Consider the following 18,604-nt stretch of genomic DNA (forward strand, 5'->3'; position numbering starts at 1 on the left):
AAACGTTTTCGGCAACTAATATTATAATCAGACTGGTTTCATTAACTAGTTTGAACTCGCTCCCGCCAAACATCTCTGTAACGATGTATATTTGATAATCGAGTGGGAACCGCTGGTTTCAGATCTATCTTTAAAGGTTCGCCGCTGGATATTTTTTGCCAATCAATTAATGAAGCACACCCTTGTACTGTTCCCGTGTTATCTGCTGAAAGCCAGACAGGTTGATTTGGACGCAACTGTGCAATGATTGAGCACAGTAGGGGGTTTTGCAAGAAAGCCCCTTCGATATATATGTCACTTTGTGATTGTAATAAATCTAATTGAAAATCGATCATCAGTGCACAATACAGGGTTGCCGTTTCAGTTCCTTGTTTTGGTTCAATTTCACCAATAAAGGCCGGTGTATGTCCTCCGAAAGGACCGCTTCCCCCACTAAAGTCAGGAATAGCCATTACTTCCTTATCAATTAACTCTTGTAATACAGAAGATTCAACCGGATCCCCAAAAGCGCCACCCAACATTGCACAAATTTTTTCAAATTCTCGACCACCCATAAAGCGAGCACATGGGACAGGAGATGACATAGCATCCACATTGCCAAGCATATCCCGTTTAGCTGATAAGCAAGATGTAGAGGTTCCTGAACTCATCAGTACCGTCCATGTACCAGTCGATATCACTGTGAATGGTTTATTATTTTGTCGAATTTTGTATCGTAAGAAGCTAGCGTTACTATCATGGATCCCTGCAAAAACCTCACATGACGTGCTTAGGCCAGTTAATTTAGCGATGGCAGGACTAATTGCACCAAGATTTTGCCAAGCCGGCACAATCTTGGGAAACAACGGAAGCCAATTGCTGTTTTTAACCATACTTGAGTAATCATTTTGCAATGGCGCCCAAAGATCAGTGTGACAGCCTAAAGACGTTACTTCAGTACAGCGTTGTCCGGTTAATCTCCAAACCCAGTATTGTGGATACATTAAAATATCAGTGCATTTGGCAAATGCGTCTGGATATCTTTTTTGCAACCAAAATAATTGTCTACCAAGGTTTAAACCTGCGGGGAGTTTTGGTGAGAGACTTTCTGAAAAGTCCGGTCTTAAGTCATCATATTCTCCACCACCAATGCCGGAATATTCGTAATCTAGTACAGGTAAGACCAAACCATTAGAAGACGCTTCGCTATTCCTGTCAATAAGTGCAGCAGTTGCTCCATGAGTCGTGACTGAAAAGGCTGTAATTTCGAATTGAGAGGTCAGGCGTTGACAAACGGACACCATCCAACCAAAAATACCATCAACATCTGCATGTGGATAAGCGCCTTTTGTCAATATGCTATTCGCTCTGGATTCACTAAATACCGATTTGCGGTTTTCATCTAAGAGGTGCAATTTAACGTTGGTCTTCCCAATGTCGAGAATTAGACTGTGATACATTTCAATTTTCCATTTTTGTTTGCTTGTAATACATAACCGTCTTTGTATTTATTTTTTACTTTTTAAACATTATGTAATACTTAATGAGCAATTTATTAATTGATTGTTAAATACTTTACCTTTAAGTGACTTGTTTTGCAATTATTTGATTGGATATGCTGATTGAGGTGTGGGGAAGCTAAGTCGATTTGGATGTGAGCCTGAACAAATATGCGTGTAAGTAGTGTTGTATGTTATATACATCGCTAACTCGCTAAACTAAAATAACAACCTTAAATTTTCATATAGCGTCGATTCACGCCCATACTAAAAAGGCTTAATCGTAATTAAGCCTTTTGCTGAATTGACTTTTAGTAAATGTGTATACTTAGAGTTTAACTGTCATACCAAGGGTGATACGGCGATCGGTCAAGCTTTGTTCACAGAGTAACGTACCTTCATTGAAACACCATTTTGTGCGATCCTCACGAGTTAAATTCACGCCTTCTACGCCGACAGAAATCATTTCATTGATATCATAATTGACACTCATATTCAGTTGTCCACGAGCACCTATTACCGGTGGGAGGTTAAATCTCATTACGTTTTCTGATTGTGTAAAAGAATCTCTCCAGGTGTATCGCATACGGACGTTTAAACCGTATTTGTCGTAAAATGCGGTAATGTTATATGCATTTTCAGATAAGTTATCTAAGGTAATACGTTCTGTAACAACGTCGTCGGCTAAGGTTGCTGTGCTGTTGTCAGTATCTGTTCTACCTAATAATTGATTAATAGGATTGGTCGCATCGCGGAATTCATCAAGGGCTTCCCCTGATTTTTGGTACGTATAATTGGCAATAATACCAAAGCCCGAAGCCCAACCTAACTCGTCTTCATATTCGCTCAAATCGAATTGACCAGCAATTTCAATTCCAGATTGCGTCTCTGTGCCACTGGCATTAATTTGACTGCGTTTAATTACACAAATACCAGTAGTGTCCGTTCGGCTGGAGAAAACGTTATAATTTTCTGCAGGTACATTTGGATTGAAAATACCGCCTCCTTCACAGGGCGCAGTGACGTCACGCTCAATTTGTCCCGTTTCTCCTATCGGCTCAGCGGGTTGGTCTTGAATACTTGCAATCAGATTTTTACGCTCTTTGTGAAAAGCGCCAATACTGACAAAACTTGAATTTGTAAAATAGTATTCCATAGACAAGTCGTATGACCAAATCTGCTCCGGCTCAAGTGCTGGGTTACCTACATTTACGATCCCTGAAGCACTTGTGCCAAAAGTAGTAGAGGTAGATAGAGAATCAAAGTCTGGTCGACGTATATCTTTTCCTATACCCGCTCTAACAACGAGTTGCTCAGTTAATTCTGCCGCTAAGTTGATTCTTGGAAGTAAGAAGTTATAGCTTGATGATTCAGTACTCGGTGTGACTACACCGTTAATTTCACTTGTTCCGAGTGATTCAATATCGGTTGTAATATAACGCAGGCCAACATTACCTCTTAATATTGTATCCCCCAATTCAAGATTGTAGTTTCCTTGAGCATATAGAGCTGTTGTGGTTTCCTCTATATCGAAAAAAGACGAAATTTGTGTCTGTGGAGTGGCGAGTTGAGGGTTTACCTCCTCTCCATAAATCGCATTATTAGCAGTAATTGCCTGGTTAATTGTATCGAGCACGAGCTGTGGATTTTCAAACGAAACATTGTTATCGATTATTAAATAATCTGGTATGAACAAAGTTCGACCATCAGCGTCATTAAAGTTATTTGCGCCAGGAACCACGATATCTGCAAATAAATCAGCAGTAGGGCGGTTCCAGTTACCAAAGCTGTTACTCGACGATATACTATTGTTTGAATTTGATGTTTTATTCCACCGCACCCCTAAATCAACGTCATAAAAAAAAGAATTCATGTCTGATACATCGTAAGTAAAATCGAGTCGAGCAGCGGCTTCACTACCTTTGCGTCCACCTAACCCTTGTCCGATACTTCTTATTGCGTAATTACTAGGATCAAGTAATTGGGCACTGGTTGGTGACTCGGGCAAGCCCTGTGCAATACCAAATTCAAAGGTATTATTCGCAATATTAAATATTGCTGGTGTGCCATTGTCGTTGAAGGTATCCGGTCCTGGCTGAGTGCTATTAGGATTAATGAAGTCGAGCTGAGAGTTTAAAGAAGGACTATTTGTCTCTGAGTCAGAATAGGATAATTCAGCAACGAGTGTATACCGATCACCGGTCCATTCACTGCCTAAAGCAAATACGCTACTTTCTGTAAGTCGGGTAGAGTTTTGGTTTCCTGTACGCAAATTAGGATCGATTCGCTCACTACCGCCTACTAACTCAGAACCTACCCCCAAAATACCACTAGTAACAACCTCTACAACCCCCAAATCTAAAGAACCATAGCGACCATCAACGCTACCTAAATCGATACTTTCGAAGCCTGTATTGGTGGTGGCATTGATAACTGGATTACCGCCAGTGCCAGAAAAGAACACCCGCGAATTCTTCTGGGCACGTTCCTGATCATTTAAGGTGGCATCAAAATAGAATTTTAAATTAGATGACTTCTCAAGCTCGAAAGAGGCTGTTAAGTTTTTAGTTTCATAATCAGCCGCATTCAATGGTTGGTCTAAAAACTGTGTTCTTAAAAATGGAAATGTTTCTGCACTAGCTAATCCAGAATCAGGTAAAACCACTCTATCGCGATCAAATCTGGGGTTTGCAGAAGCAACATCTTGTTCCGCATAGCTGCCGGTTACAACAATACCAACCTTACCAAAGTCAGTCTGCCAATTGTCGCCAAATGTACCAGAAAACCTCGGGACTGTGCTGTCCGCTAAATCACTATTTTCAGCTTGAATTCTAAATTGCATTAGACGTTTTTTGAGGCTATTACCGCGCAAAGTACGTAAATTGATTGTACCACCTACAGAGCCTTCTACGGTTTTCGCGGTAGACGCTTTGGTGACCTCCAATGAGGCTATTAGGGCTGCTGGTAAGTCATCGAAACTAATACCTGTTCGTCCGCTGCCTGATGTAACTGTTGATACTCCATTAATTTCTACTCTGTTTGCATTGGTACCGCGAATTTGTACGCCCGTTCCTACGCCGTTTGTTCTATCAATTTGAACACCTGTGATATTTTCGAGTACTTCTGCTAGATTATTGTCTGGCAGTTTACCTATGTCATCCGCTTGGATGACTTCTTTTAAGTTTGCAGCATTTCTCTTTTCATACAGTGCACTGGCTAATGCACTTCGGATACCTTTGACTTCAATTACTTCGGTCTCCATGTTGTCTGATTCTGTGTCAACTGTTTGTGCAATCGATGCCATTGATGTTCCATATAATGCTGATGCTACAGCAACTGCAATGACTAATTTTTTGTTGTGTGTATTTGCTACCATTGTCGCTCCGTTTTCCCTTGAACTTTTGTGTTGAATAATAAATATAAACACAAAATTAACAATTAACAAACAATATAGGTACAATTAGATCATATTAGGTCGTCTTTGTTTGTTTTTGGTAGGGGGAATGCGCAAAATATGTCATTTATTATTAGGTGCTTGGCGTATCGGCAATCAATACTTCGACTTCAAAGGATTCAAAAAAGCGAATTAATTCGTTGGTAATAGCAGAGTCGGTTATCAATATATCGACTTCTGTTAGAGGGCATAAAATGTATTTACAGCGTTTGCCAATTTTACTGCTGTCGGCCAGTACAATAAGCTTGTCAGTGCGCTTTTTTAATTTTTGTTCCGATCTAATTAACAAGGGATCTGATTCCATTAAGCCATACTTGCCAATGCCTGATACCCCCATAAACATCATGCTCCCATGGTAATATTCAGAACCATCGTTTTCGTATGAACTTAACAATATTCCTTGTTCTCTATAGACTTCTCCACTGGGTAGAGAAATACGGTTTTCGCTATTTGCATTTAAATAGTTGGCTAAGACTAATGAGTTGGTCATTATATTGAGGTTTAAATCGGTCAAGTATTCGGCCATTAAATAAGTGGAGTGGCTTCCATTTATGATTAATGAGTCCCCATTTTTACACAATTGCGCCGCTTTTTTGGCTATCTGTTTTTTTACCGAATTTTTACTGTCTTTAGATTCAGAAAAGCTCGGGATATCCAGTATTTTTTTATTCAATGGGCGCTCGATAGATTCAGCTCCGCCTTGAATCTTTTTTACTACCCCCGTCTCTGATAATTTATTTATGTCTCTTCTTATTGTTGCCTCTGATACCTGTAATTGTTGCGTAAGGCTTTTAACACTCGCAAATTGCTTTTTGGCTAAAACCTCTTTTATTAATTCTTGTCTGTGTTTTTCTAACATCTGTCTTATACCTCATCGTATCCCAACATCGGCCTATTAATAGCTTTACAGATTATTCTCTACTTTTACTTGTCCCATTTTCCAATTGAAGTTCTCAGTAAGACTAAGAAAATCGCCAAGTAAAAATCAATTATAGTCAATTATTATCATAAATTGGAGTAACAAGTCATTTACAATCGTTAAAATTCACATTAAACTACCATTTATTATCATTTTGACAACAATTTGATTGAAAATGGTTTATTGATTTGCAGCAAGGTGATTATCTAATTGTGAACAATAAGGTTTGATTTTTTCTTTTTGAAGGGGAGTTACATGCCTAGAATAAGAGCAATTAATTACAAGCGTTTCAGTTTGTTATTGCTTGTGGTGATGCTGTTATCGTCTTGTTCAAAACTCTACGATTCTACAACTACCATTCCTCTTGCTCATACATTAGATGTTAACCATCCAGTTCATCTAGCGCTTTTGCACATGGATAAACGATTACAGGAATTATCTTCGGGACAAATGAAATTGAAAATTTTTCCTTCTGGCCAATTAGGTACAGAGCGTGAAATTCTTGAACTGGTTCAAATTGGTAGTTTGGGCATGACAAAAGTGTCGGCCAGCCCTCTGGAAGCATTTGTGCCTAAAATGAAGGTTTTTAGCTTACCGTATTTGTTTAATAACAATAAACATTATTGGGATACGTTAAACGGTGAAGTGGGTAAACGTTTGTTAAATGAAGGGACAGCATTTCGCATAAAAGGTTTAGGCTATTTCGATGCAGGTAGCAGAAGTTTTTATTCTTCTGATAATTTAATAAAAACGCCAGATGATTTGAACGGCATGAAAATTAGAGTTATGAATAGTCAATCTGCTGTAGATATGGTTAATACCATTGGTGGTTCAGCAACTCCTGTCAGCTTCGGTGAATTATACACTGCGCTTCAACAAGGGGTTGTGGATGGTGCAGAGAATAATCCGCCTAGCTTTTACTTTTCAAAACATTTCGAAGTCAGTAAATACTATTTATTGGATGAACATACCTCCATACCAGATGTAATTATTATTGGTACTCACATTTGGAATAACTTAAATAGTCAACAACAGGATTGGTTGACCCAAGCAATGAGTGAAGCAACGGATTATCAACGGGTTTTATGGAAGGAATCTACGGAACAATCGTTGAAAGCGGTAAAAGAAGCTGGGGTAGAAATTATTGTTGCTGATAAAAAGCCATTTCAAGAAAGTGTTAAGCCGATCTACGACAACTTGAAAGATGAAGAAATAATCACTTTAGTAGATGAAATCAAGTTGATAGGGGAACTGCCATGAGGCAAGTGAAATTAATGCTTGAGAAGCTTGATTATGTCCTTAGCAGATTACTAGCTTTCATTATGGTGATATTGGTTGTTGATGTCGCATGGCAGGTGATTACTCGTTTTATACTGCCAAAACCGAGTTCTTTCACCGAGGAGGTTGCTAGGTTTTTACTTATTTGGCTTAGTTTATTGGGTGCGGCCTATGCCTATAAATTGCACGCACATTTAGGGCTCGATATTCTGGTTCGCAAGTTATCTGCAAAGAATGCGTTAAGAGTTTTCCGCTTTAACTGTTCTTTGGTGGCTATATTCTCCGTTGTGATACTAATTTGTGGTGGAAGTCACTTGGTTTGGTTGACTTGGGTGTTAGGTCAGCAATCGCCAGTATTGAACATGCCAATGGCCTATGTTTACGTCGCAATCCCTCTCAGTGGGCTGATATTTCTTATTTATAGTATCTCTTTTATTTTTGCACCATCTGATAGCAAAGTTGATGATGCGAAGTAACAATTTGATCGTTCTCAGGGAAAACCAAAGTGATTAGCTTAATCTTATTCTTAGTATTTACGATTCTACTTATTATCAATCTACCGATTGCCCTCGCGATTATTTTTGCGACCCTTGTCACTATGCTCTTTACCATCGATACCTTGCCTGCCATCACTACCATAGCTCAGCGTTTGGCAGTTGGGATTGATAGTTTTGCGTTGCTTGCAATTCCTTATTTTATCTTGTCTGGCTATTTGATGGGACAGGGGGGGATTGCTGCTAGATTAGTTAATTTTGCTAAAACCTTAGTAGGTAGGTTGCCTGGTGGACTTGCTTACGTAAACGTTATTTCATGTGCCTTGTTTGGTTCTATTTCGGGATCTTCTGTAGCCGCTACCTCAGCCGTAGGAGGTTTTATGATCCCGGCAATGGAAAAGGAAGGGTATAACCGCCCATTTAGTGCCGCTGTCACTGTTACTGCGGCCACCACAGGTATGTTAATTCCACCAAGTAATATATTAATTATATACTCGTTAGCCAGTGGTGGAGTCTCAATTGCTGCTTTATTTATCGCCGGTTATTTGCCCGGTATACTCGTTGCCTTATTGCTTATGCTGGCGTGTGCACTCTATGTTAAACGCAACAAGATTAAGCCATTAGAAAAAGAAGCTATTGATCCTTTTTGGCCATCTTTTATAGGCGCATTGCCTAGTTTGTTTCTTGTTTTTGTGATTATTGGTGGAATTATTGGGGGGATATTTACGCCAACTGAAGCTGGTGTGGTCGCGGTTTTATATTCGTTGATTTTGTCTGTGGTTATTTATCGAGAATTAAAGATAAGTGATTTATATCCTATTTTGATTAAGTCGGTAATTACCACTTCAATTGTTATGCTTCTAATTGGTTCATCGTCGGCAATGTCTTGGTTAATGACCTATGAATCCATTCCTCAAGATATAAGCCAACTATTGTTAACTTTGTCAGATAATCCCTTAATCGTTTTGTTGATCATCAACTTAATTCTTCTGGTTATTGGTACTTTTATGGACATGACTCCAGCGGTATTAATATTCACTCCTATTTTACTGCCAGTTGTTGAAAACCTCGGAATTTCACCATTGCATTTTGGCATTATGATGATTTTAAACTTATCAATTGGATTATGTTCACCGCCGGTGGGAAGTGTTTTATTTATCGGTTGTAGTATCGCCAAAGTAAACATTACCGAAATAATAAAGCCTATTATTCCTCTTTATTTGGCGATGATTGCAGCGCTTGTGCTGGTGACTATCTTCCCTTCCATTAGTGAATTCTTACCAAAACTCCTTGGCCTAATCTAAATCTAGAACAATCAAGGGTTGATGTGAACATTGATGGGTAACAGAAACTGAATTAATTGCATCTCAAAGTGCATTAGTTCAGTTTTTCAACCCATAACTACATGAGTACAGCCGTAAAGTCATAGCGTTAGATAATTAGGTTTATGGGGCGGGGAGTTGCAACAGATAGAGAAGGATATAGCGCTTTGTATGTTTGTTGCGGTAACAAACATACAAAGCTTGAGATTAATTAGCAGAGGATCAATTACCTAGCCATCCAACCGCCATCGACTAATAGTGTATGACCATTGACATAATCCGATGCAGACGACGCTAAAAATATTGCCGCTCCTGCTAAATCTTCAGGCTGTCCCCATCGACCTGCAGGGATCCTAGCTGATATTGAATCATTGCGCTCTTTGTCGGCTCTTAAAGCTGAGGTATTGTCTGTTGCAAAATAGCCAGGGGCTATGGCATTTACGTTAAGTCCTTTTGCGGCCCATTCATTCGCGAGGGCTTTTGTTAGTTGCATTACCGCGCCTTTAGATGCGCTATATGCTGGAACCGTAATGCCACCGGAAAAACTGAGTAAAGATGCAATATTAATGATTTTTCCACTACCATTTGCCAACATGTGTTTGCCTATACCTCTAGAGAGTCTAAACACACCGTTTATATTTGCTTCCATTACCAAGTCCCAATCTTCATCTGAAAAGTCTTCAGCTGGGGCTCTTCTGATAGTACCTGCATTATTAACTAATATATCGACTTTACCAAAAGCTGCGATAGCATCATCTACAAGTTGCTTAACTTGCTCGGGTTTATCTTGCTCGCATCCCAAAGCAACAACGTTGCTGGTACCAAGCTTTTCTATTTCTGCGACTGTTTCTGCTACATTTTCTTTTTTCGACGCTACCGCAATGATATCTGCACCGGCTTGTGCTAAGCCAAGGGCAATAGCGCGTCCTAATCCTCGACTTGCGCCAGTAACTAATGCAACTTTGCCGCTAAGATCAAACATATTACTCATAAAACTCACTCCAATTAAAAAATTTCATCTACAGTAAGGTGATCCATATCTGTAAATTCTTGGTTTTCACCTCCCATTGCCCAACAAAATGTATATGCATTTGTTCCACAACCACTATGAATTGACCAGCTTGGAGACAATGCGACTTGTTGATTTCGCATCACTAAGGGACGAACATTATCTGCTTCGCCCATAAAGTGAAAAACAATATTTTCAGGGCTTAGGGTGTAATACATATAATATTCACTTCTTCGTCTGTGAGTATGTGGGGCCATTGTGTTCCACACACTACCAGGTTCAAGGCTTGTAAAACCCATCACTATCTGACACGTATCAAGATTGTCTGGACTGATAGCTTGGTAAATTGTGCGTTTGTTTGATGTTTCCATCGAACCCATATCTATTTTCTTAGCCATGGATTTGGTGATAAGTTTTGTAGGGTATTCTTTGTGTGCAGGGTAACTGACAATATAAAACTTTGCAGGGTTATTGCTATCTTCGCTCTCGAAGGTAATATCTTCGTTTCCTCTGCCAATATACAAACTATCTTCAAATGCTAACGGATACTCTTTTTGGTTGATGGTTACTTTCCCTTTTCCACCAATGTTTAACACGCCAACCTCTCTGCGTTGGGTGAAATAGCTGCAGGCCAGCTCTTTATGCACCGGTAGCTCAAGCGCTTTGTTGACTGGTACAGCTGATGCGACAACGCCTCTGTCTATGTCTGAGTAAGTCATAGGCACTTCATCTTCTGTAAATAAATTATCGACTAAAAAACTACTTCTTAGTTCGCTGCTAGTCATGCGTTTGTATCTAATATTGTCTGCTGAAACTCTTAAGTCCACTCTCAACTCCTCGTAAAATTTTACGTTATAAACATCGCGAAAATACGTGCTCTCTTATTTAGAATAATCAATATTGGCTAATCAACATTACTATTCCAAATACACGGATTTTTTGGGTCAATATTGATAATATACAGTCATATGTGATTAATATAAAGCAAAGTATATCATTTAAGGGTGAGAGAGTAGAGTACTTAAATAGTACAAATTTGAGTACTTGGTATTGAGGGAAGTTAAATTAGTAATTAGTCGATAAAAGTGCTGTTATTTAACACCTAATTTACTATTCTACACAGCATGTTGGCTATTCACTGTCAGGAACAGCAACGGTAATTACTTGGATCTTATGTTTTTCAAATAATTCTAAAAATCGGGGTTCGACCTTGTTGTCAGTTATTAGAATATTAACTTTATCAAGAGAACATAAAATCAAAGAGCTACGTTTACCAATTTTCGAGCTATCCGCTAAAACAATCAGTTGATCTGCCTGTTTTAATAACTTTTGCTCTGACAGTACCAGCATTGGATCTGTTTCCATCAAGCCAAACTCACCTATCGCAGGTGTGCCCATAAACATTTTACTACCGTGGTAATTAGAGATGCCATCGTTTTCAAATGAGCTTAAAATGATACTCTGTTTTCTATATAACTCACCGCCAGGAAGGGTTACTTGATTGTCAGAGTTATCGGCTAACTCCTGAGCTAGGGCAAACGAATTGGTTAGGATGTTTAAGTGTCTACTAGCAAGGGCGTCTTTCATCATAAAAGTGCTACTTCCACCATTAATAATGATTGATTCACCTTCTTCACATAAGGATACGGCTTTCTCAGCTATTAACGCTTTAATATCCTTATTTTGCTCAGTATCGGCCAGAAACACAGAGCCTTTAAGATGTCTGCGTTCGTGAATTTGAGACGAAACATTATTTGATTGGGCTCCGCCTCTAATTTTAGTTAACGCTTTTCTTTTTGAAAGTTTAGTAATATCACGACGAATAGTCGCTTCTGACGCTTTCAATTTATTTGATAAAACAGGAACAGATGCATAACCCATTTCGGCTAGTAACTCTAGAAGCAAATGATGTCTTTGTTTTTCAAGCATTTAATTAATCCTTTTTACATTATCTTCATATCCTAACCTAATTTGACAATTAAAGACATAATGTGAAAATTATTTATTTTAATTAATTATCGATATTATAAATGAGGTGAAATTAAGTTATAAGGTTTACTAGGAGTATTGTTCAAAATGATGGCATTAATGCCTTCTGAATTTGCAGATTGTGGGGCAAATTAACCGAGTATTTACCTATTTCCAGCACAGGTTTGTCGGGAGAGAATGATAAAGGTTTCTGGCAAGTTTGAGTGTTGGTTTATTTCAGTAATGCAGTTAGTTCAACGTTTCTTAGGTTTTTGTATCCTTATGTTTTCTAGCTATGTTAAATCCAGCCTGTACTAGCCTATGCTAGCTAGTTCAGGCTGTTGCATCATATAAGTTAATGACTCTAGGTGTGTTAATTTGCAACGATCTTAAATGTTCCTTTTGAGCGCACATAGAGAATGCTTTCATTTGTGGTGGCTATATTGTGGCTGAAATTGCCAGATGAATTGAACATTGAACCAGCCTGTAGATCCTTGGATTGGCGCATCTCTATGGAATCATAATTAACGTTACCCTGGATGACAACTGCCTTGAACTCAGTGGTTTTACTGCTGATTTTTCCGCTAAAGTTCGCAGGAAGTTTTATTAGGCTTCCGCTAAGTTGCTCCGATTTGTGGCTTTTCCAAAGGTTTGCAAGCTGTACGTTATCGCCGTCAATTAAATTTGTTTCTCTTTGTGTTAACCACACTAAATTAGAAGAGTGCACATTAATGGGTCTCTCGCCATTGTCATATTGCTCGTCAACTGATTTAACTAAGTATGGACCACTGTCAATTTCCAAATAGATTAAATTTGATTCTCCATTGGCCGCGGTAATGTGGTTTTCTCCTGCCGGTTGTGTCCAGAATGAGGTTTTGGGTAGCCACATGTGGTCTGCGTTGGGGTCATCATTGTGCATTAAACCTTGGATCACAATTCCCCGATAGGAGATGTTGTGAATATGCGGCGGTGAAGAAAATCCTTTGTTGAATTTTACCAACATACCGGTAGCGACATTTTTCGTTCTGTCTCCCCATAAATCCGCTGCTCCAGGACTCTTATCGCCGCGTAATGGGTTCAAATAACCCCATTTAATCTCTGCAGCATCAATCACTTTCGATTGATTTTTTGGGCTCTGTGCCATGCTTGTGGAGCTGAAAATAACGAGGCTTATGATTAGCGCTGCGCGTCGTATAGACATGTTCATCGTATGTACCTTTAAATGTATTTCTATTTTAATTACGTTTGTTACATTAAATCGCGAATTAGGTGACTGTTGATTTTTGCAATAATAAATTAAATATTGATAACCACTTTACCCATTGCTTTGCCACTTTCTAAACGCTTGTGTGCTTTGCCTACATCTGCCAAAAAGAAAACTGAATCGTCGAGTACGGGCTTTAGATCACCGGCTTCAACTATGCTTGTTAAGGCTTTCAAAATAGCGCCATGCTTTTCACGATGGAAATCATGTAACATGGGAATTAACATGAATACCACGTGTAAAGACAGTCCTTTGAAGTGAGCAGTGGTTAAATCAAGTTCAACCATGGAGACAGTTGATGCAACTTGGCCATTGAGTGCTGCAGCTTCAAAAGATTTAGCCATATTTGCGCCACCGACTGAGTCAAATACAAGGTCGAAACCGGCACCATTGGTGTGTTTTTGCACGTAGTCTTCAACTGATTCTGTGACATAGTTTATGGGTGTCGCACCGAGTTGTTGAATCATTTCCAGCTGCACATTGCCGCCACCTGTTGAAAATACATTAGCGCCAAAATGGCGTGCAAGCTGAATGGCGACGTGGCCTACACCACCAGAACCGCCGTGAACCAATACATTTTGACCTGCTTTTATTCCTGCTCGTTGTAAACCTTCATAAGCGGTAATCGCGACTAGCGGTAACGCTGCTGCTTCTCGCATGTTCAGATTTTTCGGTTTGAGTCCAATTAGATTGGCGTCTGCGACAATATACTCGGCTAGTGTCCCTGGAAGATCGGCTAGCCCGCCGGCGCAACCATAGACTTCATCGCCAATATTGTATTCGCTTACGTTTTCGCCAACCTCTTCAATAACCCCAGCAAAATCCATCCCTAATAATGCAGGTGCAGCGGGTGAAAGAGGTAACTCTGGTCCCATCTGACGGATCATTGTGTCTACGGTATTGACGCTGGTCGCCTCAATTTTAACTCGCACATGCCCCGGCTTTAGTGCTGGTTTAGGGAGTTCCATTGATTCAAATACATCAGAATCGCCAAAGTTGTTTACGATCATTGCTTTCATGTTTTGTTACCCTTAGTAGATTTACTGTTTAATTTAAAATAAAGAGATGAGTGTATTCTGCTACTTTATTGCGACTAGGCTTTGACGCCGAGTCGAGCCAGCACATCTTCCATGGCGGAAAGCAAAGCTGTATTTTTGGCGAGATCAAGTGCATCGGGATGGGGTTGTGACCAATTGCCAATATCGTTATCAAAATATTTGCCTGTGGCAGAGGCAAACTCGTCACTCAATGCAGCTCGTACTAAAATGTCCGCGCCAATTTGCAAGTCTTTTCCCTTTGAACCATAAGCTTCTTTAACCATTTTGCTGCCCAGAAAAGACGCAGGGTTGATAGCAATAAAAACCGGAGCGTTGCTGCTGTTTTCTTTCGCTAATTGGAATGTCCACATTGTTAGCGCTAGTTTACTTTGCGCATATGCATCGCTATCTGATAGAGACTGTTCGCCCTGTATGGCTTTCAGATTGACGGGGGCTTGAGCGGCGGAAGAAAGGTTGATAACCCGGCCACTAGCATTGAACAGTGGTAATATTTTCCGAGTTAATAAATAAGGGGCGAGGGTATTTACCATAAAACGAATATCGTAGCCTTCGTCTGTTATTGGATTAGGTACTTTGAAAACACCAGCGTTGTTTATCAATACATCAATAGCACTGACCTTTTGTTGTATATCAGATACCATTTTTTCCACATCCGATAAATTTGCCAAGTCTGATTTGAACAACTCGATAGACGTGTTTGGGTTAAGTTTTAAAAGCGTTTCTTTAGTCTGCGCGAGTTTTGCGCCATTGCGACCGTGTAGCAATAAGGTATGACCTTGAGTAGCAAACACTTTAGCGGTTTGCAAACCAATACCGTCGGTTGCACCTGTAAGTAAAATTGTTTTTTTCATTTATCTAGTCCTTTTGCTTGAATGCCCGAAGCACAACGTCTGCTATTTCCGCTAGGGTTTCTTCGGTATTTCGCTTGTTAAAGCGCAGGTTTAAGGCTATGTGATTGACGCCAATCTCTTCTCTAGCTTTGAGGTATTTACACAGTTGATTAATGCCTAGCTTATAACCCAGGTGAATTGGTTGGGGTAAACTGTCAGGGTTTTTGTCTAAATCAATATAAAGAGGCTCCATGACTGGACGGGGGGCGCTACTTTGGTTTTGACTATTGTCCCTTAGTTGCTGAATAAATTGCTGCTGCAGTTGTTGTGCTCTAGGGTAGGTAATCCACCCGTCACCATGTTCTGCTAACCAACTTGGAGATTGCTGGGATGAGCCAGTTATCAGCAAAGGTAAACGACGATTTTGAGGTTTAGGCAGCATGTCGATATTTCCTGCCGCTTTTCCAAAAGTATTATCAAATTTTGGATTAGAACCTGCCAGACGACGAATATATTCATAACTTTCTCGAAATAGTTTTCCACGGTCATGATATGACACATTCATGGCCGGATATTCTTCTGGACGATCACCACTGGCGATCCCTAAAATCAGCCGTCCTCCAGAGAGTTGGTCAACAGAAGCCGCTGCCTTTGCAACATGTGCGGGATGCCTAAGGGGTAAAATCAAACTGGCAACGCCAAGGGCTATGTCTGACGTTTGTCCAGCCAGTAAGCCAAGATATACAAAGGGATCGAGTAACTGCCCGGCATCACCAAAAGATGGGACGTTAAAGGGTACATCTCGCAACCACACCGCTGAGAATCCTAATTTTTCAGCTAATTGAACCCGTTCCACATGAGCATGCATTGACGGTACAGAATTTGTTGCGTAATTCTCAATGGGAACCACCAGGCCGATAGATAGCTTGCCTAGTTTGAATACACTATTGAAGCCTCGGTTAATGCTAGGAAAAGCAGTTTCATTGTATTTAGCTTGAACTAACAAGGTGACTCCTTAAAGTAGAGGTTCAGAACGATCCTGAATAATTTGATGAACTTATGGTATTGGTTTTGATATGATGTATAAATGGCTATTATAAGTAATCAGAATTCTGTTTTTGGATATAATAAGTGGACACAAGTGGCGTTCGACTCTTCGTTTTGGCAGCAGATATGCTCAATATCAGTGCTGCAGGTCGCAAGTTAGGGCTAGCACCGTCTGTTGCTAGTGCACGACTATCTAAACTTGAAATTCAATTAAAGGCAGATTTATTTCACCGATCAACCCGTAAGGTCAGTTTATCCATAGAAGGGGCTGAGTTTCTTCCATTCGCAAGAGAAATAATAGCACAAGAGGATGCCGCTTATGCGGCCCTAGGTCGGGGTAATTCTAATGTAAGCGGTACGCTCAGATTCGCATCTTCCAGTACCTTTGCTCAGCGTTATATCGTGCCAATACTGCCTGAGTTTTTACAATGCTATCCAGATGTAAATGTTGAGCTAAAACTCTCGGATACCCAGGTGAATCTAATTGATGGTGGTTTTGATTTAGCGCTACGTAATTATGCAGTAGAAGACAGCAGTTTAATTGGCAGAAGGCTGGCAAAAGATACCCGAGTATTATGCGCGTCACCGGATTATCTAGAAAGAAACGGTATACCCCACAGCCCCGACGATTTGAATCATCATCAATTGTTGATCTTTATGAATTCCAAACCAAGAAGGTTAATATCTTTAACTGGTAAACAGGAATACTCGTTTCCTCCTGCAAAGAGTCTATCTCGTGTCGTGTGCGACGATGGCGCTAGTATGCGAATAGCAGCCATTGCTGGTGGAGGAATTTGTATGAGTTCCATCTGGAATATTCATGCTGAATTAAAGCAAGGTAGCTTAGTAAAGGTACTGCCAGACTACCAAATTGATGATCATGCTGCTATTTGGCTTGTCTATCCAAAATCCAACGTTCTGACTTCTAAAGTTAGGGTATTCATTGACTTTCTAATTGAAAAAATTGCCAGTCCGCCAATTTGGGAAACTTAAACCTGGCTTCAATAGGGTCTATTCAGTCAAATTTGAATGCTATTGGGTGTTCTAAATCCTTTTTAATCTAGTGCATTTGCTGAATAACAAAAGACAAACTAAAAGCATAAGTGAGTAGGGAAGTTGTTGTTAAACCTTTAACGGCAAAGACTACCCATTCTTAATATTATGTCATCGTGCTTTGTCAGCTTAATCACATTTCCAAATACGCCTCGTTGTGAATAAAAAATCATACTTTTCAAATGCTTTGAAACAAGAATTAAAACTAAGCAAATAATTTTGAATTTAGCGTTGACCTTAGTAGTGTAATTGTCTAATCTAAATGATAATGATTATCAATTAGGTTTGTTGGCATGTATTGTTATACTTTTTCGTGTTTGGAAATGGCGGTTAAAAATCCTTCTAAAGACGCCGAACTGGAACTCATAAATCGATATGTACACGCGGGTTTAGAAAGAGCTAAAGCAATGGGCAATATCAAAGAGACTAAAACTGCGCACTTGCGGATCCTTGATACCTTATTGCATGTAGTATGCGATAGCTTGCTATCCACATCATGGCGTAAATATTGTTATCGCATGGTTCAACGTCTGAAACCGCTGTTATTTGAGATACTAGATAAGCGTCAATACCAACGAAAAATGGCGCAAATTAGTCTGCTTCATAATTATTTTATTGCTTATACACAGGGAGCAGATACAACCGATTTAAAAGCCTGTGTACCTCACATATTTTCTTATAATCCACCACGTAAATAATCAACATCGCGAGGTTTTTGCATGTCAAATTTTCAGTTTGTTTGTCCGAGTCACCAAAATTGGGTAGAAGACCATCCCAAAGAAGCATTTCAAAAAGTAAACGAGTTAACAGATTATGCGGAACTTCTGTTTCAAAAAGGCCAATACCAAAATGTGATTCCATTTTTAGGTACCGCGTTAGAGACAACTGAAATTATTTTCGATAGCCGGTTGGAATCGCCGCAATTGACGACGAAAATGACAGCTATTGCCATTATGTTGGCCAATTCATATTCTGCATTAGGGCAAACAGATAAAGCGGGTATCTTTATACGCAAAATTCGCCAAAAATTAAATAGAGCAATTAATTGTGCCGAAGGTTATTCTGCTAAAGTGGCATTTTTTAGACATTGTGAAACGGCTTTACTAGAAGCAAATTCAAATTTACAAGAAAATCATGGTTATTTTGACAATATGTTAGTTTCTCAATTGCATTAATTTAATAACTTTTTAAGATTCAATGTGTTGAATAACAAAGAAGCGTCTCTCTTAAGATTGAGAGTGTCTTTTGCTGAAGCTGATATATTTTTTCTAGCTTATTTAAGGTCATGCTTTTATTGAATATTATGTGTGAATTATAATTCCTCGTTGAACTTACTTATTGGGTCTGTTTTCGCTACTTTGTGCTGGAAGGATTGCTATTGAGGGAAATGCGGGTTCTAATATGCGGCTTTAGATATTGTACTAAAGTGA

The 18,604-nt window shown here is 39.5% G+C and carries 16 protein-coding genes; 6 read left to right on the plus strand and 10 right to left on the minus strand.

The features are described from left to right. Nucleotides 1–41 precede the first annotated feature (41 nt). The 3 genes from Q4574_RS08515 to Q4574_RS08525 all read right to left on the minus strand — a co-directional run bounded on the left by Q4574_RS08515 (nt 42) and on the right by Q4574_RS08525 (nt 5,791). Nucleotides 42–1,439 (minus strand): FGGY-family carbohydrate kinase, encoded by a 1,398-nt coding sequence (locus Q4574_RS08515; protein WP_303473553.1) that lies wholly within the window; start codon nt 1,437–1,439, stop codon nt 42–44. A 367-nt stretch (nt 1,440–1,806) separates the two neighbouring features. Then, entirely contained in the window at nt 1,807–4,854 is a 3,048-nt protein-coding gene (locus tag Q4574_RS08520) for a TonB-dependent receptor (RefSeq protein ID WP_303473555.1), read from the minus strand. Nucleotides 4,855–5,005: 151 nt separating this feature from the next. Further along, nucleotides 5,006–5,791 (minus strand): DeoR/GlpR family DNA-binding transcription regulator, encoded by a 786-nt coding sequence (locus tag Q4574_RS08525; protein ID WP_303473557.1) that lies wholly within the window; start codon nt 5,789–5,791, stop codon nt 5,006–5,008. A gap of 315 nt (nt 5,792–6,106) precedes the next feature. Here Q4574_RS08525 and Q4574_RS08530 point away from each other — a divergent pair, with 315 nt between their 5' ends. The 3 genes from Q4574_RS08530 to Q4574_RS08540 are packed head-to-tail and all read left to right on the plus strand — an operon-like array spanning nt 6,107 to nt 8,927. Then, the gene (locus Q4574_RS08530) at nt 6,107–7,111 is read left to right on the plus strand and encodes a TRAP transporter substrate-binding protein (RefSeq protein WP_303473559.1); all 1,005 of its coding nucleotides are present in this window, start codon (nt 6,107–6,109) and stop codon (nt 7,109–7,111) included. Then, a complete protein-coding gene (locus Q4574_RS08535; protein WP_303473564.1) occupies nt 7,108–7,605 on the plus strand; it encodes a TRAP transporter small permease in 498 nt (165 codons plus the stop codon). The genes Q4574_RS08530 and Q4574_RS08535 overlap by 4 nt, the downstream gene beginning before the upstream one ends. A 29-nt stretch (nt 7,606–7,634) precedes the next feature. Beyond that, nucleotides 7,635–8,927 carry a TRAP transporter large permease gene (locus tag Q4574_RS08540; protein ID WP_303473566.1) on the plus strand — a complete coding sequence of 431 codons (1,293 nt, stop codon included), beginning with the start codon at nt 7,635–7,637 and terminating at the stop codon, nt 8,925–8,927. A 244-nt stretch (nt 8,928–9,171) separates the two neighbouring features. Here the strand turns inward: Q4574_RS08540 and kduD are convergent, their stop codons facing one another. From kduD to Q4574_RS08575, 7 genes are all read right to left on the minus strand, one after another. Then, nucleotides 9,172–9,936, minus strand: a complete 765-nt coding sequence (gene kduD, locus Q4574_RS08545; protein WP_303473568.1) for a 2-dehydro-3-deoxy-D-gluconate 5-dehydrogenase KduD — start codon at nt 9,934–9,936, stop codon at nt 9,172–9,174. Between the two features lie 14 nt (nt 9,937–9,950). Then, a complete protein-coding gene (kduI, locus tag Q4574_RS08550) occupies nt 9,951–10,781 on the minus strand; it encodes a 5-dehydro-4-deoxy-D-glucuronate isomerase (RefSeq protein ID WP_303473570.1) in 831 nt (276 codons plus the stop codon). 304 nt (nt 10,782–11,085) lie between these two features. Further along, complete coding sequence (locus Q4574_RS08555) at nt 11,086–11,883, minus strand: DeoR/GlpR family DNA-binding transcription regulator (protein WP_303473572.1); 798 nt, start codon at nt 11,881–11,883, stop codon at nt 11,086–11,088. 412 nt (nt 11,884–12,295) lie between these two features. Continuing rightward, nucleotides 12,296–13,129, minus strand: a complete 834-nt coding sequence (locus Q4574_RS08560) for a DUF4437 domain-containing protein (protein WP_303473574.1) — start codon at nt 13,127–13,129, stop codon at nt 12,296–12,298. 89 nt (nt 13,130–13,218) lie between these two features. Further along, nucleotides 13,219–14,205, minus strand: a complete 987-nt coding sequence (locus Q4574_RS08565) for a zinc-dependent alcohol dehydrogenase family protein (protein ID WP_303473577.1) — start codon at nt 14,203–14,205, stop codon at nt 13,219–13,221. A gap of 74 nt (nt 14,206–14,279) precedes the next feature. Continuing rightward, entirely contained in the window at nt 14,280–15,095 is an 816-nt protein-coding gene (locus Q4574_RS08570; protein WP_303473579.1) for an SDR family NAD(P)-dependent oxidoreductase, read from the minus strand. A gap of 4 nt (nt 15,096–15,099) precedes the next feature. Then, the gene (locus Q4574_RS08575) at nt 15,100–16,080 is read right to left on the minus strand and encodes an LLM class oxidoreductase (protein ID WP_303473581.1); all 981 of its coding nucleotides are present in this window, start codon (nt 16,078–16,080) and stop codon (nt 15,100–15,102) included. 125 nt (nt 16,081–16,205) lie between these two features. Here Q4574_RS08575 and Q4574_RS08580 point away from each other — a divergent pair, with 125 nt between their 5' ends. From Q4574_RS08580 to Q4574_RS08590, 3 genes are all read left to right on the plus strand, one after another. After that, entirely contained in the window at nt 16,206–17,114 is a 909-nt protein-coding gene (locus Q4574_RS08580) for a LysR family transcriptional regulator (RefSeq protein ID WP_303473584.1), read from the plus strand. Between the two features lie 353 nt (nt 17,115–17,467). After that, nucleotides 17,468–17,872 carry a hypothetical protein gene (locus Q4574_RS08585; RefSeq protein WP_303473586.1) on the plus strand — a complete coding sequence of 135 codons (405 nt, stop codon included), beginning with the start codon at nt 17,468–17,470 and terminating at the stop codon, nt 17,870–17,872. Between the two features lie 21 nt (nt 17,873–17,893). Then, complete coding sequence (locus Q4574_RS08590) at nt 17,894–18,349, plus strand: hypothetical protein (protein ID WP_303473588.1); 456 nt, start codon at nt 17,894–17,896, stop codon at nt 18,347–18,349. Nucleotides 18,350–18,604 lie beyond the last annotated feature (255 nt).

The sequence above is a fragment of the Aliiglaciecola sp. 3_MG-2023 genome, assembly GCF_030548205.1.
In the GTDB taxonomy this organism is placed as follows: Bacteria; Pseudomonadota; Gammaproteobacteria; order Enterobacterales; family Alteromonadaceae; genus Aliiglaciecola.